27 protein-coding genes are annotated in these 23,947 nt (G+C 48.6%); all 27 read left to right on the top strand.

What is annotated here, in order from left to right:
- Positions 1-124: 124 nt before the first annotated feature.
- The 27 genes from EL268_RS29725 to EL268_RS29595 all read left to right on the top strand — a co-directional run bounded on the left by EL268_RS29725 (position 125) and on the right by EL268_RS29595 (position 23,891).
- On the top strand, positions 125-298 hold the full coding sequence (locus EL268_RS29725; RefSeq protein WP_307724157.1) for an AtpZ/AtpI family protein: 174 nt from the start codon (positions 125-127) through the stop codon (positions 296-298).
- A gap of 13 nt (positions 299-311) precedes the next feature.
- Positions 312-680, top strand: a complete 369-nt coding sequence (locus EL268_RS29720; protein ID WP_106654768.1) for an ATP synthase subunit I — start codon at positions 312-314, stop codon at positions 678-680.
- Between the two features lie 111 nt (positions 681-791).
- Positions 792-1,586, top strand: a complete 795-nt coding sequence (gene atpB, locus EL268_RS29715) for a F0F1 ATP synthase subunit A (protein ID WP_106654767.1) — start codon at positions 792-794, stop codon at positions 1,584-1,586.
- Positions 1,587-1,629: 43 nt separating this feature from the next.
- Complete coding sequence (gene atpE / locus EL268_RS29710) at positions 1,630-1,860, top strand: F0F1 ATP synthase subunit C (protein ID WP_017252354.1); 231 nt, start codon at positions 1,630-1,632, stop codon at positions 1,858-1,860.
- A 175-nt stretch (positions 1,861-2,035) separates the two neighbouring features.
- On the top strand, positions 2,036-2,539 hold the full coding sequence (gene atpF / locus EL268_RS29705; RefSeq protein ID WP_106654766.1) for a F0F1 ATP synthase subunit B: 504 nt from the start codon (positions 2,036-2,038) through the stop codon (positions 2,537-2,539).
- Complete coding sequence (locus EL268_RS29700; protein ID WP_106654765.1) at positions 2,536-3,063, top strand: F0F1 ATP synthase subunit delta; 528 nt, start codon at positions 2,536-2,538, stop codon at positions 3,061-3,063. The genes atpF and EL268_RS29700 overlap by 4 nt, the downstream gene beginning before the upstream one ends.
- A 43-nt stretch (positions 3,064-3,106) precedes the next feature.
- Positions 3,107-4,618: a F0F1 ATP synthase subunit alpha gene (gene atpA, locus EL268_RS29695; RefSeq protein WP_106654764.1), complete on the top strand. Its 1,512-nt coding sequence runs from the start codon at positions 3,107-3,109 to the stop codon at positions 4,616-4,618.
- Between the two features lie 74 nt (positions 4,619-4,692).
- Complete coding sequence (gene atpG, locus EL268_RS29690; RefSeq protein ID WP_048035081.1) at positions 4,693-5,556, top strand: ATP synthase F1 subunit gamma; 864 nt, start codon at positions 4,693-4,695, stop codon at positions 5,554-5,556.
- A 48-nt stretch (positions 5,557-5,604) separates the two neighbouring features.
- Positions 5,605-7,014, top strand: a complete 1,410-nt coding sequence (atpD, locus tag EL268_RS29685; RefSeq protein WP_106654763.1) for a F0F1 ATP synthase subunit beta — start codon at positions 5,605-5,607, stop codon at positions 7,012-7,014.
- Positions 7,015-7,041: 27 nt separating this feature from the next.
- Positions 7,042-7,440: a F0F1 ATP synthase subunit epsilon gene (locus tag EL268_RS29680; protein WP_106654762.1), complete on the top strand. Its 399-nt coding sequence runs from the start codon at positions 7,042-7,044 to the stop codon at positions 7,438-7,440.
- Between the two features lie 221 nt (positions 7,441-7,661).
- Positions 7,662-8,402, top strand: coding sequence for a DUF6042 family protein (locus tag EL268_RS29675; RefSeq protein WP_106654761.1), 741 nt, complete (start codon positions 7,662-7,664; stop codon positions 8,400-8,402).
- Positions 8,403-8,694: 292 nt separating this feature from the next.
- Positions 8,695-9,066 carry an NADH-quinone oxidoreductase subunit A gene (locus tag EL268_RS29670; RefSeq protein WP_015893615.1) on the top strand — a complete coding sequence of 124 codons (372 nt, stop codon included), beginning with the start codon at positions 8,695-8,697 and terminating at the stop codon, positions 9,064-9,066.
- Positions 9,057-9,575, top strand: a complete 519-nt coding sequence (locus EL268_RS29665; protein WP_007725455.1) for a NuoB/complex I 20 kDa subunit family protein — start codon at positions 9,057-9,059, stop codon at positions 9,573-9,575. Before EL268_RS29670 ends, EL268_RS29665 begins: the two co-directional genes overlap by 10 nt.
- Positions 9,572-10,831 (top strand): NADH-quinone oxidoreductase subunit C, encoded by a 1,260-nt coding sequence (locus EL268_RS29660; RefSeq protein ID WP_106654760.1) that lies wholly within the window; start codon positions 9,572-9,574, stop codon positions 10,829-10,831. Before EL268_RS29665 ends, EL268_RS29660 begins: the two co-directional genes overlap by 4 nt.
- Positions 10,832-10,834: 3 nt before the next feature.
- Positions 10,835-11,983 (top strand): NADH-quinone oxidoreductase subunit D, encoded by a 1,149-nt coding sequence (locus EL268_RS29655; RefSeq protein ID WP_088909743.1) that lies wholly within the window; start codon positions 10,835-10,837, stop codon positions 11,981-11,983.
- Positions 11,980-12,990, top strand: a complete 1,011-nt coding sequence (gene nuoH, locus EL268_RS29650; RefSeq protein ID WP_174769447.1) for an NADH-quinone oxidoreductase subunit NuoH — start codon at positions 11,980-11,982, stop codon at positions 12,988-12,990. Before EL268_RS29655 ends, nuoH begins: the two co-directional genes overlap by 4 nt.
- A gap of 135 nt (positions 12,991-13,125) precedes the next feature.
- Positions 13,126-13,539: an NADH-quinone oxidoreductase subunit NuoI gene (nuoI, locus tag EL268_RS29645; protein WP_007722093.1), complete on the top strand. Its 414-nt coding sequence runs from the start codon at positions 13,126-13,128 to the stop codon at positions 13,537-13,539.
- Position 13,540: 1 nt separating this feature from the next.
- Positions 13,541-14,050, top strand: coding sequence for an NADH-quinone oxidoreductase subunit J (locus tag EL268_RS29640; RefSeq protein ID WP_017252344.1), 510 nt, complete (start codon positions 13,541-13,543; stop codon positions 14,048-14,050).
- Entirely contained in the window at positions 14,047-14,358 is a 312-nt protein-coding gene (gene nuoK, locus EL268_RS29635; RefSeq protein ID WP_007722089.1) for an NADH-quinone oxidoreductase subunit NuoK, read from the top strand. The genes EL268_RS29640 and nuoK overlap by 4 nt, the downstream gene beginning before the upstream one ends.
- A gap of 27 nt (positions 14,359-14,385) precedes the next feature.
- Positions 14,386-16,299: an NADH-quinone oxidoreductase subunit L gene (gene nuoL / locus EL268_RS29630; RefSeq protein WP_106654758.1), complete on the top strand. Its 1,914-nt coding sequence runs from the start codon at positions 14,386-14,388 to the stop codon at positions 16,297-16,299.
- Positions 16,292-17,824, top strand: a complete 1,533-nt coding sequence (locus tag EL268_RS29625; RefSeq protein WP_106654757.1) for a complex I subunit 4 family protein — start codon at positions 16,292-16,294, stop codon at positions 17,822-17,824. The genes nuoL and EL268_RS29625 overlap by 8 nt, the downstream gene beginning before the upstream one ends.
- A 3-nt stretch (positions 17,825-17,827) precedes the next feature.
- On the top strand, positions 17,828-19,360 hold the full coding sequence (nuoN, locus tag EL268_RS29620) for an NADH-quinone oxidoreductase subunit NuoN (protein ID WP_106654756.1): 1,533 nt from the start codon (positions 17,828-17,830) through the stop codon (positions 19,358-19,360).
- Positions 19,361-19,463: 103 nt separating this feature from the next.
- Positions 19,464-19,694 (top strand): DUF1146 family protein, encoded by a 231-nt coding sequence (locus EL268_RS29615; RefSeq protein ID WP_106654755.1) that lies wholly within the window; start codon positions 19,464-19,466, stop codon positions 19,692-19,694.
- A gap of 98 nt (positions 19,695-19,792) precedes the next feature.
- Positions 19,793-20,536 (top strand): YwmB family TATA-box binding protein, encoded by a 744-nt coding sequence (locus tag EL268_RS29610; RefSeq protein WP_106654754.1) that lies wholly within the window; start codon positions 19,793-19,795, stop codon positions 20,534-20,536.
- A gap of 18 nt (positions 20,537-20,554) precedes the next feature.
- Positions 20,555-21,880, top strand: coding sequence for a UDP-N-acetylglucosamine 1-carboxyvinyltransferase (gene murA / locus EL268_RS29605; protein ID WP_016740202.1), 1,326 nt, complete (start codon positions 20,555-20,557; stop codon positions 21,878-21,880).
- 172 nt (positions 21,881-22,052) lie between these two features.
- Positions 22,053-23,069 carry a stage II sporulation protein D gene (gene spoIID / locus EL268_RS29600; RefSeq protein ID WP_106654753.1) on the top strand — a complete coding sequence of 339 codons (1,017 nt, stop codon included), beginning with the start codon at positions 22,053-22,055 and terminating at the stop codon, positions 23,067-23,069.
- Positions 23,070-23,156: 87 nt separating this feature from the next.
- On the top strand, positions 23,157-23,891 hold the full coding sequence (locus tag EL268_RS29595; protein ID WP_106654752.1) for a M23 family metallopeptidase: 735 nt from the start codon (positions 23,157-23,159) through the stop codon (positions 23,889-23,891).
- Positions 23,892-23,947 lie beyond the last annotated feature (56 nt).

Below are 23,947 nucleotides of genomic sequence, written 5' to 3'. Positions count from 1 at the left end.
GTTGACAAAGGGAATAAATCTTCGTTAATATGGATGAGGGCATTTGGAAATTGTGTGCCCTCTCCTTATGTGAAAGGAGAAGGATAAACTGGCGAAACTTGACAATCCATGGCGAGCACTTGGTTTGGTCAGCGTACTTGGTCTTGACTTTGCCATTTGTGTGGTTGCCGGTTTTATGATCGGCAGATACGCGGATCGCCTACTAGCGACTGATCCTTGGTTCTTGCTTATCGGCTTGATTACAGGGATTGCTGTTGGTGTATACACTGTCTATCGACTCATTCGCCCGTATCTGTAGGGGGTGACGAACGATGGAAGCGTTTGCTTTAGCGATGCGAAAGACTTTTCGCTATTCTTTTTGGTGTTTGGCCTTGTTTGTAATCCTATTAGTTTTATTGCCTGATCACAAAGTTTTCTTACAGAGTTTGTTACTCGGAACCGTGGCAGGAATCATTAATACCATCGTTCTGGCTGGCAAGGTCTGGGTCGTAGGGCAAATAGCAGATAACCCTGATGTAAGACCAAAAGGAACAGGGACGATGCTCCGGTTTATGATTGCCGGCCTTTCAGCCTATCTTACCTTTCTTTTTCCTCACATCTTCATGTTATCTGGGGTCCTGCTTGGATTGTTTTTGATCCAAGGGATCGGCTTTCTACTCGTATACCGCAATTTCAAATAGATTTGGTACAGCTTTACTAAACATGAAATGAATTAACAGAGAGCGTTCGATAGCAGTGCTTAGACAGATGTTTCGGACAACCTCTATCTATTGATGGAAAGGGGTGAAAAGATGGGTCATCATTATACGTTACGGTTTGAGTGGGCTGGCATGGTATTTGACATCGCTACTATTCTTATGATGCTTCTTACCGCACTGCTTGTGTTTGTTTTCCTAGTTGTAATGACGCGGAAGCTGGAAACCGGAGTTCCGGGTGCCAAGCAAAACGCAGTCGAGTGGATTTTTGACTTCGTCAAGAATGTTTCCGCAGGATACATGGATCATAAGAAAGTCATGATGATGATGACGCTTGGTATTACGCTGTTCCTCTACATCTTCATTGGGAATCAGCTGGGTGTTATCGCCAACGTGACTACAGTGCACAAAGGTGAGATCAGCGAAGGCGTTATGAAGATGCTGACTGTTGCTACTACGCCAGAAGCCGAAGCGAAAAAGCGCGAAACCGTTGAGCACGAGCTAGCTGAAAAAGGGGCTCACGTTGTCTGGTGGAAATCGCCAACTGCTACGCCAAGCGTAACATTTGGTTTGGCATTGGTGGTATTGCTTTACTCCCACTACCTCGGTATCAAGAAAAGTCCAGGTGGTTGGTTCAAGCACGTATTCCTCAACCCGATTCACATTCTTGAGGAGTTTATCATTAAACCGTTGACGCTTCCTCTGCGTTTGTTCGGTAACCTCTTTGCAAAAGAGATCATGATTGCCTTCCTGTTGAGTGGGGGTATTTTGGCCGCAGCACCATTGTTTATCTGGCTCGGCTACTCCGTCTTCGTAGGTGCAATTCAGGCGTTCATTTTCTTGACTCTTTCTATGGTTTACATTTCACAACTTGTGAATGATGAACACTAAAATCTAGTTTTGGTTAACAACAATTTAGGGAGGTATTTTTAACATGGAAGTTATGGGTGTAGCTATTGCTATGGGTCTTATTTTCGGTTTGGCAGCACTTGGTGGTGCTTTTGGTGCAAGTAACGTAATCTCTAAAACAATTGAAGGTGTTGCTCGTCAACCTGAAGCTCGTGGTAACCTGATGGGTATCATGTTCCTCGGTATGGGTCTCGTAGAGGCGATTCCAATTATCGCTGTAGCTGTAGGCTTCATCTTGATGGGTCGTCTGGGCTAAGCGAACAGTTGAACAGTATTAAATAGGCGGAGGGTCACCTTCGCCTATCTTTTAGTAGGGAAAAATCAGGCTTCGGCCACAAGCTTGGCATGGAAGTCTTCTAGTAATAATTCTGGTAAGTACGCAAAGAACTTATTGCAGAATCTTTCGTTTGTCAGGAAGGAGTGAACTAAAAATGGTTGAGTTTGGAGCCGTATCCCTGGAATGGGGCACATTACTACTCCAGGTGATTATTTTCGTTTTGCTGTTGATCGTTGTTTCCAAATATGCAACAGGACCGATTGCGAACGTATTGGAAAAGCGCCGTGCTCATGTTGAGAACGAGCTCGCTACTGCGGAACGCAACCACAAGGAATCCGAAAAGCTTTTGGCTGAACAACGCCGTCTTTTGGATGAAGCTCGCGCTGAATCTAAAGCGATCATCGACCGTGCTGCAAAGCAAGCGTCTGATGAAGCAAGCAAAATCGTTGCTGAAGCACAAGCAGCTTCTGAGCGCATGAAAGCAGATGCAAGTGCTGAACTCGCTCGTGAAGTAGAAAAAGCAAAACTCGAACTGCGTGAGCAAATGACTGGTCTTTCCGTGCTCTTGGCTTCCAAGATCATTGAGAAAGAACTGGACGAAGCAGCTCAAAAGTCTACTGTTGACAAATTTCTCGCACAAGTGGGAGATCGCCTATGAGTAGCGCAGTAGGGAAACGTTATGCTCGCGCTCTCTTTGAAGTAGCGAGTGAGCGTAGCAAGATTGATCAGGTGGAAGCAGACCTGGGTGCAATCGTAGAAGCGGTTGAAGGCAACGAAGATCTGAAAAAGATCATGCTGCACCCGCACATCGCAGCAGATGCAAAAAGCCAGCTCGCTGACGAATTGTTCAAAAGCCATGTAGGGGAAGAAACCTTTAATTTTCTAAACGTCCTGATTGAGAACGGACGCGAAGTTGATCTGGTTGATATCTACCGTTCTTTTGTACAATTGGCGAACGAAGCTCGCGGATTCGCAGATGCGATTGTGACAAGTGCAAAGCCGCTTTCTGCTGAAGAACAAAATGAGCTGGCTGAGAAGTTCGGCCAAACGCTGAACAAAAAGCTGCGTATGACAGCAGTCGTAGATCCAGCGATTCTCGGCGGCATTATTATCAAAATTGGCGACCGTCTGTATGATGGCAGCCTGAAAACAAAGTTGGAAACCTTTGCGCAAAAGGCGTAAAGTTCGATGGCTTTTAAGAAGTTGGATGAATGGGGTGAATTAAGTGAGTGCAATCAGACCAGAAGAGATTAGCTCCCTCATTAAAGAGCGGATCGCTAACTTTAAATCTGAAATCGAAGTTGTGGATGTAGGCACAGTCATCCAAGTAGGTGACGGTATTGCTCGTGTTCACGGTTTGGAAAAGGCCATGCAAGGGGAGCTTCTCGAGTTCCAAAATGGCGTAATGGGTATGGTACTCAACTTGGAAGAAGATAACGTGGGTGTCGTTATTATGGGACCTTTCCGCGACATTAAGGAAGGCGATACTGTAAAACGTACCGGCCGCGTTATGGAAGTTCCAGTAGGGGAAGCGCTGCTCGGCCGCGTTGTAAACCCACTGGGTCAACCAATCGATGGTCAAGGCCCTATTGCAAATAACGGTTTCCGTCCAATCGAGAGCCCAGCTCCTGGCGTTATGGCACGTAAATCCGTACACGAGCCGCTCCAAACAGGTATCAAAGCGATTGACGCGATGATCCCAGTTGGTCGTGGACAGCGTGAGTTGATCATTGGCGACCGCCAAACTGGTAAAACAGCAGTGGCGCTCGACACGATCATCAACCAAAAAGGTAAAGATATGATTTGTATCTACGTTGCTATCGGTCAAAAGCAATCCACCGTTGCAAACATCGTAGAAACTCTGCGTAAAGCAGGGGCTCTGGAATACACAATCATCGTTTCTGCTACTGCGTCTGACCCAGCTCCAATGTTGTACCTGGCTCCATATACAGGTGTAACAATGGCTGAGTACTTCATGTACAAAGGCGGACACGTTCTGTGCGTATACGATGACCTGTCCAAACAGGCTGCTGCATACCGCGAAATGTCCCTCTTGCTCCGTCGTCCTCCAGGTCGTGAAGCATATCCTGGTGACGTATTCTACTTGCACTCCCGCTTGCTGGAGCGCGCAGCGAAACTGTCTGATGATCTGGGCGCTGGTTCCATTACAGCTCTGCCATTCATCGAAACCCAAGCGGGTGACATTTCCGCATACATTCCAACCAACGTGATCTCCATCACGGACGGTCAGATCTTCCTGGAGACAGACTTGTTCAACGCAGGTCAACGTCCAGCGGTTAACACCGGTCTTTCCGTATCCCGTGTAGGTGGTTCCGCGCAAATCAAGGCGATGAAAAAGGTAGCAGGTCCACTCAAGCTCGAGTTGGCTCAATACCGTGAGTTGGCTGCGTTTGCTCAGTTCGGTTCCGATCTGGACAAAGCGACCCAAGCTCGTCTGACCCGTGGTGAGCGCTTGATGGAAATCATGAAACAAGGTCAGTTCGATCCAATGCCTGTTGAGAAGCAAGTTGCTTCTATCTATAGCGCTACAAGAGGTTACCTGGATGACATTCCAGTAGCAGAAGTGCGCCGCTTTGAGAAAGAGCTGTTGTCTTTCTTGGATTCCAACAAACCGCAACTGTTGGAGCACATCCGCACAACGAAAGACCTTCCAGATGAAAAAGAATTCAACGCAGCGATCGAAGAGTTCAAAAAAGGCTTTTCGGTAACTCGCTAATCGTTAACCTGATAGACATCAGATGCATGCCGGGCCATTTGCCCGTGCATGCGTCCTCAAGGTGGTGAAAACGAGTGGCTAAAGGAATACGTGAGATTCGACGCAGTATCAAAAGTAAAAAAGATATGCGCCAAATCACGAAAGCGATGAAAATGGTGGCGGCTGCAAAGCTTCGCCGTAACCAGGATAAAGCTGAGGCGGCACGCCCGTATGCTGACAAGATCCAAGAAGTGATCGCAAGCATCGCGAGTGGGAACTCTGGTTCCAAACATCCAATGTTGCAAAATCGTCCGGTGAAAAAGACTGGTTATATTGTCATCACTTCCGACCGTGGACTTGCTGGGGGTTACAATGCCAACATTCTCCGTAAAGTGGTAACTACCATTAACGAGAAGCACAAGTCCAAGGATGAGTACGGTATTTTTGTGATTGGCCGCAAAGGTCGTGACTTCTTCAGCAAGCGGAACTACCCTCTGTTGGAGGAAGTTACAGGTCTGCCAGTCAGCCCAGCCTTTGCTGATATCAAGAAAATTGCCGGTGCAGCAGTCCAAATGTTCGAGAATGAGCAGATTGACGAACTGTACCTGTGCTACAACAAGTTCCAAAGTGCAATTTCGCAAATACCTACCGTAAAACAATTGCTGCCTTTGGAAGCTCCCGAGAGCAACAATGCGCGCGAATTGAATTACGAGTATGAGCCGTCCTCGGAAGAAGTATTGGCGGATCTGTTGCCGAAATATGCGGAAACACTGGTTTACAGTGCACTTCTCGAAGCAAAAGCTTCCGAAGAAGGTTCCCGTATGACGGCAATGGGCAACGCGACAGACAATGCTACGGATATGATCAACCGTTTAACGTTGAGCTACAACCGTGCTCGTCAGGCAGCCATTACACAAGAGATTTCCGAGATCGTTGCAGGTGCAAACGCACAGGCTTAGTGGCAGCGAATAGCTCCCAATTTAGCTTTACAGGAGGGAAGAAGTAAGATGGCGAATGGACGCGTGGTTCAGGTAATGGGTCCGGTTGTTGACGTCGAGTTCGACCGCGGACACCTGCCTGCCATTTACAATGCGATCAAGATTCAACATAAAGCACAAAGCGCTGGTGAGCGCGACATCGACTTGACTGTTGAGGTTGCTACTCATTTGGGCGATAACTTGGTTCGTACCGTTGCAATGTCTTCCACTGACGGTTTGGTTCGTGGCATGGAAGCAGTTGATACCGGTGCAGCTATCTCCGTTCCAGTGGGTGCAGTAACCCTCGGACGCGTATTCAACGTATTGGGTGAGCCGATCGACCTGCAAGAACTCGGTCAAGTAGATCGTCGTGACCCAATTCACCGTAAAGCTCCTGAGTTCGTAGACCAAGCAACGACTGTTGAGATCCTGGAAACAGGTATCAAAGTTATTGACCTCTTGGCTCCGTACATCAAGGGTGGTAAGATCGGTCTGTTTGGTGGTGCGGGTGTAGGTAAAACCGTTACTATTCAAGAGCTGATCAACAACATCGCGCAAGAGCACGGTGGTATTTCCGTATTCGCTGGTGTAGGTGAGCGTACCCGTGAAGGTAACGACCTGTACCACGAGATGAAAGACGCAGGCGTTCTGCCGAAAACCGCGATGGTATTCGGTCAGATGAACGAGCCGCCTGGTGCACGTCTTCGTGTAGCGTTGACTGGTCTGACTATGGCGGAATACTTCCGTGATGAAGAAGGCCGCGACGTTCTTCTCTTTGTTGATAACATCTTCCGCTTTACTCAAGCGGGTTCCGAAGTTTCTGCTCTCTTGGGCCGTATGCCATCCGCGGTAGGTTACCAGCCAACACTGGCTACCGAAATGGGTCAGTTGCAAGAGCGTATTACTTCCACGAAAAAAGGTTCCGTAACGTCCATTCAAGCGATTTACGTACCAGCGGATGACTATACTGACCCGGCTCCTGCTACTACGTTTGCTCACTTGGACGCTACAACGAACCTGGAGCGTTCCATCGCTGAGTTGGGTATCTTCCCTGCGGTAGACCCACTCGCATCCACTTCCCGTGCTCTGGCTCCTGATATTGTAGGACAAGAACACTATGATGTGGCTCGTAGCGTTCAGAAAATCCTGCAACGTTACAAAGAACTGCAAGATATCATCGCGATTCTCGGTATGGACGAGTTGAGTGACGATGACAAGCAAGTAGTTGGACGCGCACGCCGCATTCAACGTTTCTTGTCCCAGTCCTTCCACGTTGCCGAGCAGTTTACTGGTAACCCAGGCCAATACGTGCCATTGAAAGAAACCGTTCGCAGCTTCAAGGAAATCCTCGAAGGTAAGCATGACCACCTGCCAGAGGGCGCGTTCCTGTACGTAGGTACAATTGAAGAAGCGGTAGAAAAAGCGAAGAAAATGGCGTAAGACACCCTGGAAAGGGGAGACGAGTAAGTGAGTAAGATGACAGTTGAAGTCGTAACTCCTGAACGGGTTGTCTACAGCGGTCAGGCTGAAATGGTGATTGCTCGCGGCTTGCAAGGGGAAATCGGTATTATGCCGAACCACGTGCCGTTGGTAACCCCGCTGAAAACAGCGCCAGTTCGGATTAAGACAGAAGGCGATAAAGAAGTAAAGATGGCTGTAAGCGGCGGCTTCATGGAAGTGCGCGGCGATAAAGTAACCATCCTTGCTGAAACGGCTGAATTGCCGGGAGACATCGATGTTGAACGCGCGAAGTCAGCGAAAGAGCGTGCTGAAAAGCGTTTGGCTGAGAAATATGCCGAGCTCGACGTCAAGCGTGCAGAACGCGCGCTGCAACGTGCGATGGCACGTCTCGACGTAGCGAAGTAAAGCGTAAGCTTGATATCCCCGCGCCCATGTGGCTGCGGGGATTTTTCGGTTATAGGACGATGAATGATGAGCCATGGAAATCGGGCATGATATTTCCAGTTGGTAATTGCCTAATGTTTCTGTGTATAATAGACCTAATGCCCTGCCGACGAGCTACGTTAGCATGAAAAACAGCGGGAAAAAGCGGCATTGGCTATTGGGATTAAAGGAGAGTGTAATTGATGCAAACCGTTCGCGATATCCGCCACAATCAAGATGGCGTAGTGATTCCTAGCAGCTTTGCGGCTAATGGCTGGACAAGCGTGCTATCTCATGAAATGAATGTTCTTTTCCAGGCAATGTGCTATGTAGTAACGAAGCATGAGACAAAAGAAGAAATGAGAAAAGCTCTGGACGAGTTCGATGCATTGAAAGGCACATTCACCGAGCCTGTTCAAGAAGGCTTTAAGTCTGAAGCAGATTTCAAAGGCTACGTGAACCTCTTGAACAGATTCAAAGCGTTCATGAGCCGTTCCGATTATGCATATCCGACATCTCTTGATGAAGCGATTGGGCTTTTCGTGAAGTGGGGTCTGGTAATTGATAATGGAGATGCTTGGGATGTACCGGTTTATCCGTTCCCAGATGCATCTGAGTTGTTCAAGTTGAGTGAAGCAGAATCTCTTGCATTGGCTCATGTTAAACTGGAAGCATTGGTTCATCCGATGTTTAGCCGCCTCGTGATGAAGCTGCACGAGGAAGAAGAAAATACGTTCAGCATGTCCAAAGCAGAAATGAAGCAATTGCTGAACACCAATGACCAGATGCTGGCAGAGGTTCTGATCAAGCTGACTCCATATATGGAAGATGCGATTGAAAATATGCTGGAGATCCCAGAAGACGAGAAGATGAACTTCACGATTGTATGGGAGCGAATTTACGAGGACTTCCTCGGACAGCAATTTTCAAACAACGTTCAATAATTAAGAGAATAAGAGAGCCAGACGGGCATATTCGTTTGGTCATCATACTATGCTGGAAAAACTCAGGGAGAAATCCCTGGGTTTTTTCCCTTTATATGGCACAAAAGGAAGGCTTTCGTTAGACACCCTATTGGCAATTTGCTATAATGATAAAGGTATTTTTTTCTAGCAGCGACAGCGTTCATACCTACACCTTGATGCTGCGAGCAGTACCCTTTTGAGGGAGTCTCGACTTCTTCTGGAGGACAGCGCAAGACGATTCATACCTTTCTCAAGAGCGGAGGGAACGTGGGTGAGTGACATCTATACCAACAATTATGTGATTGTCGCGATCTTTTTGATTCTAGGTGTGTTGTTGCCCGTGGCTACAGTCAGTTTTGTTGGTCCATTGCTTCGTCCAAAGAAACCGACACGGGAGAAGCAAACTACTTATGAAAGCGGTAACATTCCTGTTGGTGACAGTTGGGTGCGTTTCAACGTGAAGTATTACATCTTTGCCCTCATGTTTGTCATCTTTGATGTAGAAACACTCTTTCTGTATCCGTGGGCCGTCGCTTACAAAGAACTGGGGCTCTTTGCCTTAGTCGAGATGGTCATCTTTATATCCTTGCTCGTCGTAGGATTGATTTACGCGTGGAGAAAGAAGGTGCTGGAATGGAACTAGACCTGACAAGCATTGCGCCTGAATTGCAAGAGGAATTGAATCGCAACGTCATGTTTACGACATTGGAAACAGTGAAGGGATGGGTTCGCAGCAACTCGTTGTGGCCGTTAACCTTTGGCTTGGCCTGTTGCGCGATCGAGATGATGGGAACGGGTGGAGCGCGTTATGACCTCGACCGGTTCGGCGTTATTTTTCGAGCATCCCCAAGGCAATCTGATGTCATGATCGTAGCTGGAACCGTCACGAAAAAGATGGCACCACTACTGCGCAGGCTGTATGATCAAATGCCTGAACCAAAGTGGGTGATTGCCATGGGCTCCTGTGCGACAGCGGGAGGTCCGTACGTGCGCTCGTACAGCGTGGTAAAAGGTGTAGACCAGATTGTGCCTGTCGACGTATATATTCCGGGTTGTCCGCCAAACCCTGCCGCTTTGATCTACGGAATCAATAAGCTCCAAGAAAAAATCCGTTACGAAGCGAAGACTGGGAAGCAGGTGACCAATCTATGAGCGACGAGAAACGCAAGCCGACGCCGGAGGAAAAGACAGCGGCAGCGGCTGAAGCCCGTGCCAAGGCCGAAGCTTTGCGAAAATTAAGAGAACAGGAAGCGCAGGCTTCCCAAGAGGCGAGCCCAGTAGAGGCATCTCAAGAGCCACAAGAGGAAGTCTCTGCTCCGGAAGCAAAACCTGTGTCAGAAATGACACCTGAGGAAAAAGCCGCAGCGAAGAAAGCAGCAGCGGCCGAAGCGATTGCCAAGGCAAAAGCGGCGAAGGAACAGACAGAAGCTGCTTCACCACCAGCAAAGCCTGTGTCGGAAATGACGCCGGAAGAAAAAGCCGCAGCGGCCGAAGCGATTGCCAAAGCAAAAGCAGCGAAGGAACAAGCAGAAACTTCCCCACCACCAACAAAGCCTGTGACCGAAATGACGCCTGAGGAAAAAGCCGCAGCCAAGAAAGCCGCTGCCGCAGAAGCACTAGCCAAGGCAAAAGCAGTGAAGGAAGCAAAAGAAGCCGCGGAAAACGGAGCCGATACAGCTGATTCAGTTCCAGATGCGGATGCCAAGGCGAAGGCCGCAGCTGCCGCAAAAGCCAAGGCTGCCGCAGCAGCCGCTGCTAAGGCAAAAGCCGCACGTGAAGCAGGCGGCGATGATTCCGGTGATGATGACGCCAAGGCAAAGGCCGCAGCTGCCGCAAAAGCCAAAGCCGCCGCCGCAGCAGCAGCGAAGGCAAAAGCAGCGCAAGCGAGTGGGGATGAGGCTCCGGCAGAGGAAGTGCCAAAAGCACCTTCCAAAAACCAGCCCTATCTTGATAAATACGTGTCACGAATTTCCGAAGCATTTGGACAGGAAGTCATCGAGGCTTCGTATATTAACGAGCTGGGAAAGGAAGTTCCGACCCTCACCATTCAAAACGAGCGTTGGCATCAAGTTGCCCAATTTTTAAGAGATGACGAGCAATTGAGCTTTGAGTACCTGTCCGATCTTCACGGTGTCGATTACGAGGATCGCCTGGAGGTATACTACCACTTTTATTCCTACAAAAATCGCCAAAGCTTGGCAGTAAAGGTCAAAACGAGCAGAGAAGAGTCAAAAGTTGCTTCTGTAATGGACCTCTGGCATGGGGCAAATTGGAATGAAAGAGAGACTTTTGACCTTTTGGGTATTCATTTCCCGGGACATAAGGATTTACGTCGAATCCTGTTGCCGGATGATTGGGTTGGGTATCCACTGCGCAAAGATTATGTGCAATACGACGAGGAGGTTTAGCAGATGAACCATAACATCCTCACGACTCATGTTGATACCTCTTCTGAAACAGGACTTCGTACGGAAGAGATGTTATTAAACGTAGGTCCACAGCATCCGAGTACACACGGGGTATTTCGCTTGGTAGTAAAAATCGATGGGGAAACCATTAAAGAAGCGATTCCGGTGATGGGCTACCTGCATCGTGGTACTGAGAAGCTGGCAGAAAACTTGACCTATACACAAATTATTCCCTATACAGACCGTATGGACTACGTGTCCGCCATGACCAACAACTACGTTCTCTGCCATGCAGTAGAAACGATGATGGGGTTGGAGATTCCAGAACGAGCTCAGTTTCTGCGATTGATCGCAATGGAACTGAACCGGGTGGCCAGCCATTTGGTTTGGTGGGGAACGTATCTTTTGGACATTGGTGCGATGGGGCCCTTCCTGTATGCATTCCGTGATCGGGAGACGATCCTGGATTTGTTTAATGAGCTGTGCGGGGCGCGGATGACATTTAACTACATGCGCGTAGGCGGAGTAAAATGGGATGCACCTCCTGGCTGGATCGACAAAGCCAAAGAATTTGTCCAGTACATGAAGAAAGAATTGAATAACTACCACCAGCTGGTGACAGGGAATGAGATTTTTATCAACCGTCTCAGAGGGATTGGAAAGTTCGATACAAAAACGGCATTGGATTACTCGCTATCAGGTGTCATGCTCCGCTCGACAGGTGTCAAATGGGACCTGCGCAAGGACGAACCGTATTGCATTTACGATCGTTTTGAATTTGATGTGCCGACAGCAACCGAGGGAGATTGCATGGCGCGCTATCATCTGCGCATGGCTGAAATTGAGCAATCACTGCGAATTCTTGAGCAGGCATTGGAGCAGTTTCCGAGTGAAGGCGAAGTCATGGGGAAAGTACCACGTGTGATTCGCCCGCCTGCTGGGGAGACTTATGTGCGCATTGAGTCACCGCGGGGAGAAATTGGCTGCTACATTGCCAGTCAAGGCAAGGATAAACCGTGGAGATTGAAGTTCAGACGGCCTTCGTTTACCAATCTGCAAATTCTGCCTAAGCTGTTGCAGGGGGAAAACCTCGCGAACATGGTTGCCATTCTGGGCAGTATCGACATCGTGCTCGGGGAGGTTGACTGTTGATGAATACTCTCTTGCAGCAAGCCCCTTCATGGGGGACCACGCTTTGGTTTATCGTAGCGGCAGTATTACTGCTTGCAGTCGTGTTGGGATTCGTTACGTACGCCATTTACTTTGAGCGTAAAGTGATTGGGTGGATGCAGCTGCGCATCGGGCCGAATCGAGTAGGACCATTGGGACTTCTCCAGACGGTTGCGGATGTTGCCAAGCTGCTATTAAAGGAAGATGTCCGTCCGCAGCACGCTGACAAAGCGTTGTTCACTCTAGCACCAATATTGGCCTATGCCCCTGCTTTCGCTGTATTGGCGGTCATGCCTTTTTCGGAGAGCATTCGGTTCGCTGATCTGGGAATAGGGCTGTTGTACTATATCGCCTTGTCTGGGATCACCGTATTAGGCGTGATCACGGCTGGCTGGGCCTCGAATAACAAGTACTCGCTGATCGGGGGTCTCCGCTCCGCTGCGCAGATGATCAGCTATGAAGTACCGCTGGTCATGTCCGTGGTGGGTATCGTTCTATTGACGGGCAGCATGAATCTCGAGGATATTGTCAATGCACAGCAGGATGTCTGGAATATTGTTCCGCAGTTTATCGGATTTGTTGTATTTATCATTGCTGCCCAGGCTGAGCTGAACCGTACGCCGTTTGACTTGCCAGAAGCAGAGTCGGAGCTCGTTGGCGGTTACCACGTCGAGTATTCGGGTTTCCGCTTTGCGATGTTCATGCTGGCTGAGTATGTATACATGTTCGGGATGGGTGCCTTGATCACGATTCTCTTTTTTGGTGGATGGTTGCCGATTCATCCATCGCTGGACTTCATTCCGGGAATCGTTTGGTTTATCCTTAAATTTTCTGTTTACGTCTTCCTCCAGTTTTGGATTCGCGCCACGATGCCGCGCTTACGTGTCGATCAACTGATGTCGTTTGCCTGGAAAGTGCTGTTGCCCGTGGCATTGTTCAACATCCTGCTCACAGCCGTAGTGGTTTCTTACCAAAATGGCATGTTCTAGTAGCGACTTGATCGAAAACGACTACGTTCCACTGTTTTCATAGCGCAGGCTTCGCCATAGGCTTGCTTCGCCAAAAGCTTGCTTTCATCAAAAACGTGGTGCAGCCAAGTTCTCAAATCCTGAGGGGTGACACACATGCTAGGACTGGCCAAAGGCCTGGGGTATACATTTAAAAAGCTCACGGAGAAAAAAGTAACCCACTTCTATCCGGATGTGCCCTTTCCAATGCCGCCTCGCTTTCGCGGTATTCAGCACTTTTCTCCTGAAAAATGCATCGTCTGCAACCAATGCGCACGCATTTGTCCGACGGAGTGTATTCAACTGACAGGGAAGCCCCATCCTGATCCGGAGAAAAAGGGAAAGATTATCGATACGTACGATATCAATTTTGAGCTGTGCATTCTATGCGATCTGTGCACAGAGGTTTGTCCGACAGAAGCGATTGTCATGACAAACAACTTCGAACTGGCTGCCTATAGCCGGGATGAATTGTATAAGAACTTGAAATGGCTCGACGACAACAATACGAACGTCAGGGAGGAGAATTAGTATGACAGGCGAATTCGTTGCCTTTTTTATCCTGTCTCTTCTGACGATCGGTGGCGCGGTGTTTATGATCAGCTTTACGCGCGTCGTCCACATGGTTATCTCATTGGGCGTTACGTTTATCAGCATTGCAGGTCTCTTTGTTTTGCTGGGAGCGGAGTTCGTCGGGGTCGCACAAATTCTGGTTTATTCAGGGGCTATCTCCATTCTGATGCTCTTTGGAATCATGCTGACCAAGCACGATGCGAATGATGAGGGAACAGGCCGGACATGGAAAAACCGTTTTATCCTGCTCTTCGTAATCGTTCTGTTCGGATTATTGTTCTGGGGTGTGCAAAATACACCGTGGCCTGCGCCACCGCCACCTGCAGAGGCTCCTGTAAACAATGCAAAAGAAATCGGTATCGAAGTATTCACCAAATTCGTCATACCATTTGAGCTATTGTCTGTTTTGTTGTTGGTCGCGTTGGTCGGTGCGATCGTCATGGCGAAAAAGGAGGGGGATAACGAATGACTGTAAGCATTTCCTCCTACTTAATGGTCGCGCTGATTCTCTTTTGTGTAGGCTTGTACGGCGCATTGACGAAGCGAAATGCAGTCGTCGTCCTGTTATCAATCGAGCTGATGCTGAATGCTGTAAATATTAACCTGGTCGCCTTTTCCAAATTCGGACTGTATCCATCCGTGACGGGACAAATCTTCACCTTGTTCACGATGACGGTTGCAGCTGCCGAGGTTGCCGTAGGGTTAGCGATTCTGATTGCGCTATACCGCAACAAGGAGACCGTGAACGTAGATGAAATGGACCAAATGAAACGATAAGAGGGAAACCTGAAAAGGAGGACAAAGATGGATACTCTAATGCACTATGCCTGGCTGATCCCTCTGTTTCCGCTTCTTGCTTTCATCGTGATCGTCTCATTTGGTCGCCAATTGAAAGAAGGAGCGGCCATAGTGGGCATTACCCTGACGGCTGTTTCTTTTGGAATCGCAGTGCTCATCTTCTGGGAGAGATTCCAGGGTGGGGGAACCGATTACAATTATGTGATAGATTGGCTGCATATTGGCGATATCGTGATCAACATGGGATTCGAAGTGAATCCGCTGAATGCCATGATGCTCGTCATTGTGACATTGGTCAGTCTGTTGGTCCAAATCTATTCCAAGGGCTACATGCATGGGGATGAACGCTTTCCGGTGTTCTATCAATACCTGGCGCTGTTCACGTTCTCCATGCTGGGATTAGTCATCTCGCCAAATTTGTTGCAAGTATATATTTTCTGGGAGCTGGTCGGGGTATGCTCCTTCCTGCTCGTTGGCTACTACTACTTCAAGAAAGAGGCAAAAGCAGCAGCCAAAAAGGCTTTTATCGTTACGCGCATCGGTGACCTTGGTCTGTTCATCGGGATATGTCTGTTGTTCTGGTGGACCGGAAGTTTCGAGTACAGTGCGATTTTTGAGAGTATCGCACTCGGACGACTGGAACCGTGGATGATTACGCTCGCGGCAATCCTCATTTTCGTTGGGGCCATGGGAAAATCAGGTCAATTTCCGCTTCATACGTGGTTGCCTGATGCTATGGAAGGTCCAACACCTGTGTCTGCATTAATTCACGCGGCAACGATGGTCGCGGCTGGTGTTTATTTGGTCGCTGCTACCTATCCGCTGTTTATCGCATCCGATACGGCTTTGACAGTGGTGGCGTATGTAGGAGGATTCACCGCCATATTTGCAGCTTCGATCGGCCTGACCCAACGGGATATCAAGCGTGTCTTGGCTTATTCCACAGTCAGTCAGCTCGGGTACATGATGCTGGCATTGGGTGTAGCTGGTGCTGCTGGTTATGTAGCGGGTTCCTTCCATTTGATGACGCACGCCTTTTTTAAAGCACTGCTCTTCCTTGGAGCAGGTAGTGTCATTCATGCGGTACATACGCAGGATGTATTTGAAATGGGTGGCTTGTGGAAAAAGATGCCGATCACCGCTTTGACTTTCTTGATCGGTTGCTTGGCGATTGCAGGGATCTTTCCGTTTGCTGGTTTCTGGTCGAAAGAAGCGATCCTGGGGGCTGTTTACGGAGCACATCGCTACGATTTGCTGTTCATCGCGCTCTTAGCAGCATTCTTTACCGCATTCTATATGTTCCGTCTGTTCTTCCTGACATTCGCAGGGAAGGCACGTGGCAAGCACGAAGCGCACGAATCTCCAAGAGTCATGACAGGACCGCTCTTGGTCTTGGCATTGCTTGCGGTTGTCGCAGGCTTTGTGAATACACCGTACGCGCCATTACTCTCTGATTGGTTGTTGTCAACGAACACAGGGACGGCAATCACGAGCATTTTTGGGGAAGGCAGTGAGCACGCGGCAGCGTGGTTGCAGATTGTGGCACTGTTGATCTCTATTCTCGGAGTTGTGCTGGCTTACCTGATGTACGGCAAGAAATCAATCTCCTCGGACACGATTCCAGAAGCAATGCCGTGGCTCTATCAGCTCTCATACAAGAAGTACTACATCGATGAGCTGTATCACAACGTCATTGTTCGTCCATTAGGCTGGCTTGGATTTGTCCTAGATGTATTTGATAAGTATATTGTGGATGGTTTGGTTGGATTGACAGCAAAAATCACCCAAGGAATTGGATCTTTGCACGCAAGAGTACAAAGTGGGCAGATTCAGTCCTATGGGGCAATGGTCATATTCGGTCTGTTACTCTTGATCATCGCCATCAGTTTGACGGCTAGGGGAGGTGGACTCTTTGGGTAATATCCTTTTGTCATCACTGGTGTTCTCTCCGCTGCTGGCGATTCTCGTCATGGCTTTTATCCCCAGTCGACATGCTGGTGTGATCAAGCAGGTCGGGATTTTTGGAACGTTGCCGGCACTTATCTTGGCAGGTTGGATGTTCGGCATGTTTGATTACGAGACAGCGAATCTACAGTTCGTAGAAAAGCACAGTTGGATTTCGATTCCGATTGGAATGGCTCAGGCAGGCACGGTTTTTGCTTTTGAGATCAACTATGAACTTGGCGTAGATGGTATTTCGATGCCATTGATTTTGCTGACGGCGATTATCGGTACTCTCGCAGCAATTGCTTCGTGGCAGATCAAGAAGAGGCAGAAGGAGTATTTTATCCTGTTTCACCTGCTATTGATCGGCATGCTGGGAGTCTTTGCTGCAGACAATCTGTTTCTGTTCTTCATTTTCTTCGAGCTGACACTCGTACCGATGTACTTCCTTATCGGAATTTGGGGTTATGGGGAGCGCGAACAAGCAGCGAACAAATTCCTTTTGTATAACGGAATCGGTTCAGGGATCATGCTGCTGGCTTTCATCGTGATCTTTGTCATCATGCGGACGCTCAATATGGATGAAATCACGGCGATCCTGGCGACACCAGGGCATCCGATAACCGAAATTCTTACGCCGGAAATGCGTTTTGGCATCTTCCTAGCGCTATTTATCGCTTTTGCGATCAAGCTGCCAGTATTTCCGTTTCACACATGGATGCTGCGCGTTCACGTACAGGCTCCACCTTCTATCGTCATGATTCACTCCGGTATTTTGCTGAAGATGGGGGCATACGGTCTTTTGCGGATGGGAATCGGCTTTTTCCCAGAGCAGGCCTATGATTTCTCTACGTGGATGGCGGTTTTGGGGATTATCAACATTTTGTATGGAGCTGTGCTGGCTTTCGTACAAAAGGATTTAAAAATGGTGCTGGCTTACTCCAGTATCAGCCATATGGGTATCGTCTTGCTCGGTTTCGCATCAATGAACACGATCGGGTTTCAGGGAGCGATGTTCCAGGTGGTATCCCACGGCTTTATCTCAGCACTGCTCTTCTTCTTGATCGGTGTCATTTGGGATCGGACGCAGACATCGATGCTCGACGATTTGGGCGGTTTAGCTAAGTCCATGCCGTTTGTCAGCGGCGTGTTCTTGGCAGGCGGGATGGCTTCACTCGGACTTCCGGGCATGTCCGGATTCATTAGTGAGTTCTTTGCCTTCCTCGGTCTGTTTGGTCGTTTGCCAGTAATGGCAGCAGTGGGAGCGATCGGGATTGTCCTCACCGCGGTTTATTTACTCAGAGCGATCTTGAAAACGACTTTTGGCCCTACTCCAGGTAGATGTACAGGACTTGCTGATGCACAGCCGATGGAGGTCATTCCGATGGTAGTCCTATTGGGATGTATTATTCTCATCGGGGTTTATCCGGCAGTTCTGGGGAATCCGATGCAGCAGGCGCTGAAAACGATCGTACCTATCGTAACGGGAATAGGAGGGTAATCCATGGAGGTTAAAGATATTTTCTCATATGACTGGAGCTACCTTCTGCCCGAGTTCATCATTCTTGGCTTTGCTACCTTTTTATCACTGCTGGATCTTTTTGCGGGCAAGCGTCTTGGCAAGCAGGTCATCGGTTGGCTATCCTTGCTGGGAACGGTCATAGCGGCGATCTTTGTGGTCATCAATATGAATGCTCTCGATAAGCCATACAGCTACATGATCGACATGATCCGAATCGATGATTACGGCAATGCGTTCAAGCTGATTTTCTTGGCAGGGACAGCTTTTGCCATTCTCATCTCGCTGTCCTATCTGAAATCAGGGGAAATCCAGCACAGAGGCGAGTATTACTATTTGCTGCTGACCGGGCTTCTCGGGGCTATGGTCATGGCTTCGTCGGCTGACTTGATTACATTGTTTGTGGGACTGGAGCTATTGTCTCTCTCGTCGTATGTACTGGTCGGTTTGCGAAAAAAATCACGGCTTTCCAACGAGTCGGCGTTCAAATACGTCGTTTCGGGGAGTATTGCCACGGCTGTGCTCCTGTTTGGGATGTCGTACGTGTACGGACTTACGGGAACCACACATATTTATGAAATCTCATTCCGATTGGCAGAAGCGGGAATGGCGGGCTATCAGTTCCTCGTCTATACGGCATTTGCGTTTCTCGCAGTAGGTCTTGCCTTCAAAATATCTGCAGCGCCTAACCACATGTGGGCGCCAGATGTCTATCAGGGTGCTCCTACTCCGGTCACTGCTTTCCTGGCAGTTGTGTCAAAGGCAGCAGGCTTCGCGCTGATCTTTCGGGTGATGATGATCTCGTTTTTCAACGTTTCCGATGGAACGGGTTCAGGACGGTTCTTTTTCGAAGAGGGAAGCCTCTATCTGGGGCTGATGGCAGCGGCCTCGATGATTATCGGGAACACGATGGCGCTCAGGCAGACAAACGTCAAGCGTATGATGGCTTACTCAGGTATTGCGCAAGCGGGCTATTTGCTCGTACCGTTTGTACCGCCGACCTCTCTCTTTTTCAGCGAAGTAATCTTCTATCTGTTCGGTTACTTGCTGGTCAGCTTTGGTGCTTTCGCTGTGATTATGGTTGTATCTCGTGAACAAGAGACAGAGGATTTGAAAGGATTCGCCGGATTGTATCATCGCTCACCAGTGATGGCCGTTGCGATGAGCATCTTCCTCTTATCCTTGGCAGGTATCCCGATTACGGTTGGCTTCTTCGGGAAGTTCTATCTGTTCATGGGTACATTAGTGGTAGAAAACTACTGGCTGGCGGCGATTATGATCATCACCAGCGTCATTTCCTACTACTACTACTTTGGGATTATTCGTCAGATGTACATGCGTCCTGGGACAACCGAAGCACCTATGGTTGTGCCAAAAGGCATTTGGACGTTTATTCTCATCATGGCAATCGCTACTGTATTCTTCGGTGCTTTCCCGGGTCTGGTCACCGACTATATCCAGATTCATTTCAATCCGTCCTTTGATTTTGGGAACATGCTCTCTCCCAGCTCTCAGTGATACTCGTAACTGAATAGCACTTCAGGTACAATAGAAGGGATGGCTCGTGATCGGGCCGTCCCTTTTTCTATGATTCTCGGAGGGCAATGAGGAGGTAACTAGCATGCCACAAGAAGTATATGGCTTGTTGAGCATCATTTTATCGATTGCGTTTATTGGGCTCGCTTGGTGGGCGTTGCAATCCTTTCGCTTTGATAAGATTTTGAAAAAACCAAATGGTGTTCAGGCGAAGCTGTTGCAAATTTTTCTTTCCATTGTGATTGGATATGAACTGTCCCGCTTTTTCCTTGATTACTTGGGCTGGTCCCTGACATTCGGGAATTTGTTCAACTAAATACGAGAAAGACGACGATTCGCTGGTATATCCACCCAGCTACATGTACAAAATGAGAAGTACAAAGAGATACATGTAAGCATAGGGAGAGGATATCAATGGGGAAATGGTCTGGTTGGTGCGTGCTGGCTCTATTGCTCGTGATGGGGGCCGTGTATTGGATGCCTGCACAAGCAAAGGAAGAAAAGCCGGTTGTGACAGAAATGATGAAAGTACTAGAAGATACGGGCGCAACGGGTGTATCGGTTCAGGTACGTATGCGTACAGCGATGGGAGAAGGCCTGCGTGCTGAACAAGTAAAAGAGTTGGCGACGAAATGGGCACAACAACTTGAGATTCCGTTTTCCCCAAGCGAACAATCGGGTAAACACAACATACTCGCATATAGGACTACATACACGCAAAACGGCGTGGATCTGAGCTACGAGGTGACAGGAGTGCCTAAAAATGGAGCATTTTCTGTATATCTAGTACTTCAGTTATCTGGAAACCGTGATTCGCTACTATATATTGGACAAGTACAGGAAACCTTCACGAATGCCCTGCAAAGCGCCGACTTTATTCCGCAAATTAGCACTTGTATTCGCGGATTGTACAATGTTAAGATGGGTGTTGACCAACAGGAGGGTAAAATATTGTCGATTTTTGGTACTCTCCAGGCGACAGAATTAGAACGTTTGCAAGATGAGACGGTTGTCAGTATTTCAGGGTATACCCCTATGTGGGAATCATTCATCGCGTTAAACGGTCAAAAGATGAATCTACAGGTGGCTACGCATCGTGATAGCCATTCTGGAACATGGATTACGGTAGGTACACCAATCATCACTGTGGAATATTAGCACGCGGAGGGGTACACATTGGATAAAATTATTGTCCGTGGTGGTAAGGCATTGGCTGGAAATGTAAAAGTATCTGGCGCCAAAAATGCCGTACTCCCTATTATTGCAGCATCTATCTTGGCAGAAGAAGGGACTTGCGTCATCTCAGACGTACCAGGCCTCGACGATGTCCGGACGATATGCGACCTTTTGAAATCGATGGGAATCTCCCTTACATATGATCATGAAGTGCTGACGATCGATGCTTCCAAGCTTACGAGTGTAGAAGCGTCCTATGAACTGGTCCGCAAAATGCGTGCATCTTTCCTCGTGATGGGGCCGCTTTTAGCCAGAAAAGGACAAGCTCGCGTCGCTCTTCCGGGTGGATGTGCCATTGGTACGCGCCCGATCGACCAGCACCTAAAAGGGTTTGAGGCTATGGGAGCCAAAATCGAAATCGGACAAGGGTTTATTGAAGCGACGGTAGAAGGACGATTGAAGGGTGCAAAAATCTATCTGGATATTGCTAGCGTCGGTGCAACAGAAAATATTATGATGGCCGCTGCTTTGGCAGAGGGAACCACATTGATCGAAAATGCAGCAGAAGAGCCGGAGATCGTTGATTTGGCGAACTTCCTGAACAGAATGGGAGCAAAAATCCGCGGAGCCGGTACAGGCTCAATCCGTATCGAAGGCGTGGAAAAGATGAAGGGCTGCACACATTGTGTCATTCCTGACCGCATTGAAGCAGGAACTTTCATGGTTGCTGCAGCGATTACTGGCGGGGATGTCTTTGTGGAAGGTGCGATTTGCGATCATCTCAAATCCGTGACCGCCAAGCTTCGTGAAATGGGCGTGGACATTGAGGAGCAAGAAAACGGCATTCGTGTACGCCGCACAGGCCCACTGAAAGCAGTTGACCTCAAAACGCTGCCATACCCTGGCTTCCCGACGGATATGCAGTCGCAAATGATGGCGCTTTTGCTTGTTTCAGAAGGAACGAGCATCGTGACCGAAACGGTATTTGAGAACCGCTTCATGCACGTGGAAGAGTTCCGCCGCATGAATGCGAACATCAAGATCGAAGGCCGCAGTGCCATCGTCGAAGGCGGTTCCAAGCTGACAGGCAGCAAGGTAGCAGCAACCGACTTGCGTGCGGGTGCAGCACTTGTACTGGCTGGGCTCGTATCCGAGGGAGAGACGGAGGTTTCTGCCCTGCACCATATTGACCGTGGCTACGTGAACTTTACGGAAAAGCTGCTGGCTTTGGGCGCAGATGTAGAACGCGTGGTTCCAGAAGAAAAGGCTCGTGAAAAAGCAGTTTCCGAAACCATTAAAGTGAGCTTCTCTCCTAATTTTGCTTGATAAATGCGTCAACCATATGGCAAAACGAAAGATTCTCTGCGTATGCAGGGGGTCTTTTTTTCGTTCTCTCGACTCTCTCATTCTCTCGTTCTACCGCTCTGTTGCAGAACATAGACTTTAGTAGGTTATTCAGACTTATCGTGTCTAGTACGTAACGGGGAGGATCTCTTGCATGAAACGCTATCTACTCATGTGGTTTATCGCTTTGCCGATCTTGCTCGTCCTGATGCCTGCTGCTCTGGTTTTTTGGTTTTCACCAGCAATTGGCCCTGTCAGTCAGCCAACTGTGGCCGTCTCGGAGCCTGCGATACCGGCGATGAAGGAATCGGCTTCCTCTCTGCCGGTAAAGGTGTACCGTACAGAAAAAAAGGCTGTGGAAACATTGCCGCTAGAAACGTATATTACCGGAGTCGTAGCGGCGGAAATGCCAGCCGAGTTCGAGCTGGAGGCTTTAAAAGCACAGGCGTTGGCGGCCAGGACCTATATCGTGCGCCGATTAAAAGAGGGCAAGTTTGATGATGTGCCATCAGGCGGTCAGGTCTTGGATACGGTGCAGCATCAAGTCTATATGGATGAGCAGCAGCGGCGTGAGCGTTGGGGAGACCAATACGAATGGAAAAACAAACGCATCCAGCAAGCAGTTATGGCAACAGCAGGGGTTATCCTGACCTACCAGAACGAGCCCATTGACGCGACGTTTTTTTCCACCAGTAATGGCTTTACAGAAAACTCGGATGAATATTGGGAAAAGCCCATTCCTTATTTGAAGAGCGTTGCGAGTCCTTGGGATATTCAATCTCCCCGCTATGAGGAAACAGTCGTCTTGTCCACTGTGGAGCTGGAAAAGAATTTGGGCGTCAAGCTCACGCAGGAGGCTTCTACCAATGGTTCTTGGTATCGGATCGAATCGCGTACAACCGGAAATCGCGTAGGAACCATCAGCATTGGCGGCAAAGAATTTACAGGAAGAGAGTTTCGTGAAAAGCTCAATTTGAATTCTTCTTCCTTTACGTTGGACTTGCGCGGCAATCAGGTTTTCATTACGACCAAAGGGTACGGTCATGGTGTTGGGATGAGCCAGTGGGGAGCAAATGGAATGGCCAAAAGCGGCAAAAGCGCGGAGCAAATCGTCAAGCACTTCTATCAAGGAATTAGTCTGCAAGAGTATACAAGAGTGATCCCAGCGTAAAAGAAAAGCAAATTTTTACTTTTCCCTACTCTCTCAGGTTTATACGCCAAAATTCTGGCGATACTGAGGGATGAGGTGATGAATAAAATGGAAGATCAAAAAAATCAAAATCAACCGATTCCATTCAAGAAGGCAAGCTCTTGGAAAAAAGTTTTGGGCAAGAAATGGGCGTTTCCTGCAATCTACATCGGCACCGCAGCAATCATTCTCGCTTTTGTGATGTGGTATCAGGGCAATGTCATGGACACGGTATCCAAAATGACGAATGGCACAGATGGCGTGGCAGTGACAACTCCTGCAGCTCCTGAGACGACTACACCGCAAAACGAAGAAGCGGTACCTGCTACAAGTGGCGTACAACCACTCGCTTGGCCAGTAGGAAAAGGCGTACAGTACAATGTGGGCATGAACTACTACGATGAGAAAGCCTCCAAGGAGAATCAGCAAAAAGCATTGGTGAGCTTCGACAACTCCTTCTACCCTCACACAGGTATTGACCTCGTATCCACGGATGGAAAGAGCTTTGATGTCGTCGCAGCTCTTGCGGGTAAAGTAGTAAAAGTGGTGAACGATCCACTTGTCGGCAACGAGATTGAGATTGAGCACGCAGACAAAATGATTACGGTATATCAAAGTCTGGAAAGCGTAACAGTCAAACCAGGCGATGAAGTGACACAAGGTCAAGTAATCGGGTCTGCTGGGCGCAACACCTTTGAAAAAGACGCTGGCGCACATCTTCACTTTGAAGTACGCATCGATAACAAGCCTGTCAACCCGGAGCAATACTTGATTCAGGCTGAAACGGAAGTAAAAAATCAATAACCAATGAATGTAGAAAAACACCTGCAAAATACAACAATTGCGGGTGTTTTTTTGTG

Source organism: Brevibacillus brevis, from assembly GCF_900637055.1.
Classification (GTDB): Bacteria; Bacillota; Bacilli; order Brevibacillales; family Brevibacillaceae; genus Brevibacillus; species Brevibacillus brevis.
This window is presented reverse-complemented; position numbering and strand designations above follow the sequence as displayed.

Coding starts and splice junctions, on each gene's coding strand:
- nuoL (WP_106654758.1), top strand. CDS start 14,386: ATGGATACTCTAATGCACTATGCCTGGCTGATCCCTCTGTTTCCGCTT.
- EL268_RS29610 (WP_106654754.1), top strand. CDS start 19,793: ATGGGGAAATGGTCTGGTTGGTGCGTGCTGGCTCTATTGCTCGTGATG.
- nuoI (WP_007722093.1), top strand. CDS start 13,126: ATGCTAGGACTGGCCAAAGGCCTGGGGTATACATTTAAAAAGCTCACG.
- EL268_RS29640 (WP_017252344.1), top strand. CDS start 13,541: ATGACAGGCGAATTCGTTGCCTTTTTTATCCTGTCTCTTCTGACGATC.
- atpF (WP_106654766.1), top strand. CDS start 2,036: ATGGTTGAGTTTGGAGCCGTATCCCTGGAATGGGGCACATTACTACTC.
- atpE (WP_017252354.1), top strand. CDS start 1,630: ATGGAAGTTATGGGTGTAGCTATTGCTATGGGTCTTATTTTCGGTTTG.
- EL268_RS29720 (WP_106654768.1), top strand. CDS start 312: ATGGAAGCGTTTGCTTTAGCGATGCGAAAGACTTTTCGCTATTCTTTT.
- atpB (WP_106654767.1), top strand. CDS start 792: ATGGGTCATCATTATACGTTACGGTTTGAGTGGGCTGGCATGGTATTT.
- EL268_RS29700 (WP_106654765.1), top strand. CDS start 2,536: ATGAGTAGCGCAGTAGGGAAACGTTATGCTCGCGCTCTCTTTGAAGTA.
- EL268_RS29665 (WP_007725455.1), top strand. CDS start 9,057: ATGGAACTAGACCTGACAAGCATTGCGCCTGAATTGCAAGAGGAATTG.
- EL268_RS29655 (WP_088909743.1), top strand. CDS start 10,835: ATGAACCATAACATCCTCACGACTCATGTTGATACCTCTTCTGAAACA.
- nuoK (WP_007722089.1), top strand. CDS start 14,047: ATGACTGTAAGCATTTCCTCCTACTTAATGGTCGCGCTGATTCTCTTT.
- nuoN (WP_106654756.1), top strand. CDS start 17,828: ATGGAGGTTAAAGATATTTTCTCATATGACTGGAGCTACCTTCTGCCC.
- spoIID (WP_106654753.1), top strand. CDS start 22,053: ATGAAACGCTATCTACTCATGTGGTTTATCGCTTTGCCGATCTTGCTC.
- EL268_RS29660 (WP_106654760.1), top strand. CDS start 9,572: ATGAGCGACGAGAAACGCAAGCCGACGCCGGAGGAAAAGACAGCGGCA.
- atpD (WP_106654763.1), top strand. CDS start 5,605: ATGGCGAATGGACGCGTGGTTCAGGTAATGGGTCCGGTTGTTGACGTC.
- EL268_RS29595 (WP_106654752.1), top strand. CDS start 23,157: ATGGAAGATCAAAAAAATCAAAATCAACCGATTCCATTCAAGAAGGCA.
- EL268_RS29675 (WP_106654761.1), top strand. CDS start 7,662: ATGCAAACCGTTCGCGATATCCGCCACAATCAAGATGGCGTAGTGATT.
- EL268_RS29615 (WP_106654755.1), top strand. CDS start 19,464: ATGCCACAAGAAGTATATGGCTTGTTGAGCATCATTTTATCGATTGCG.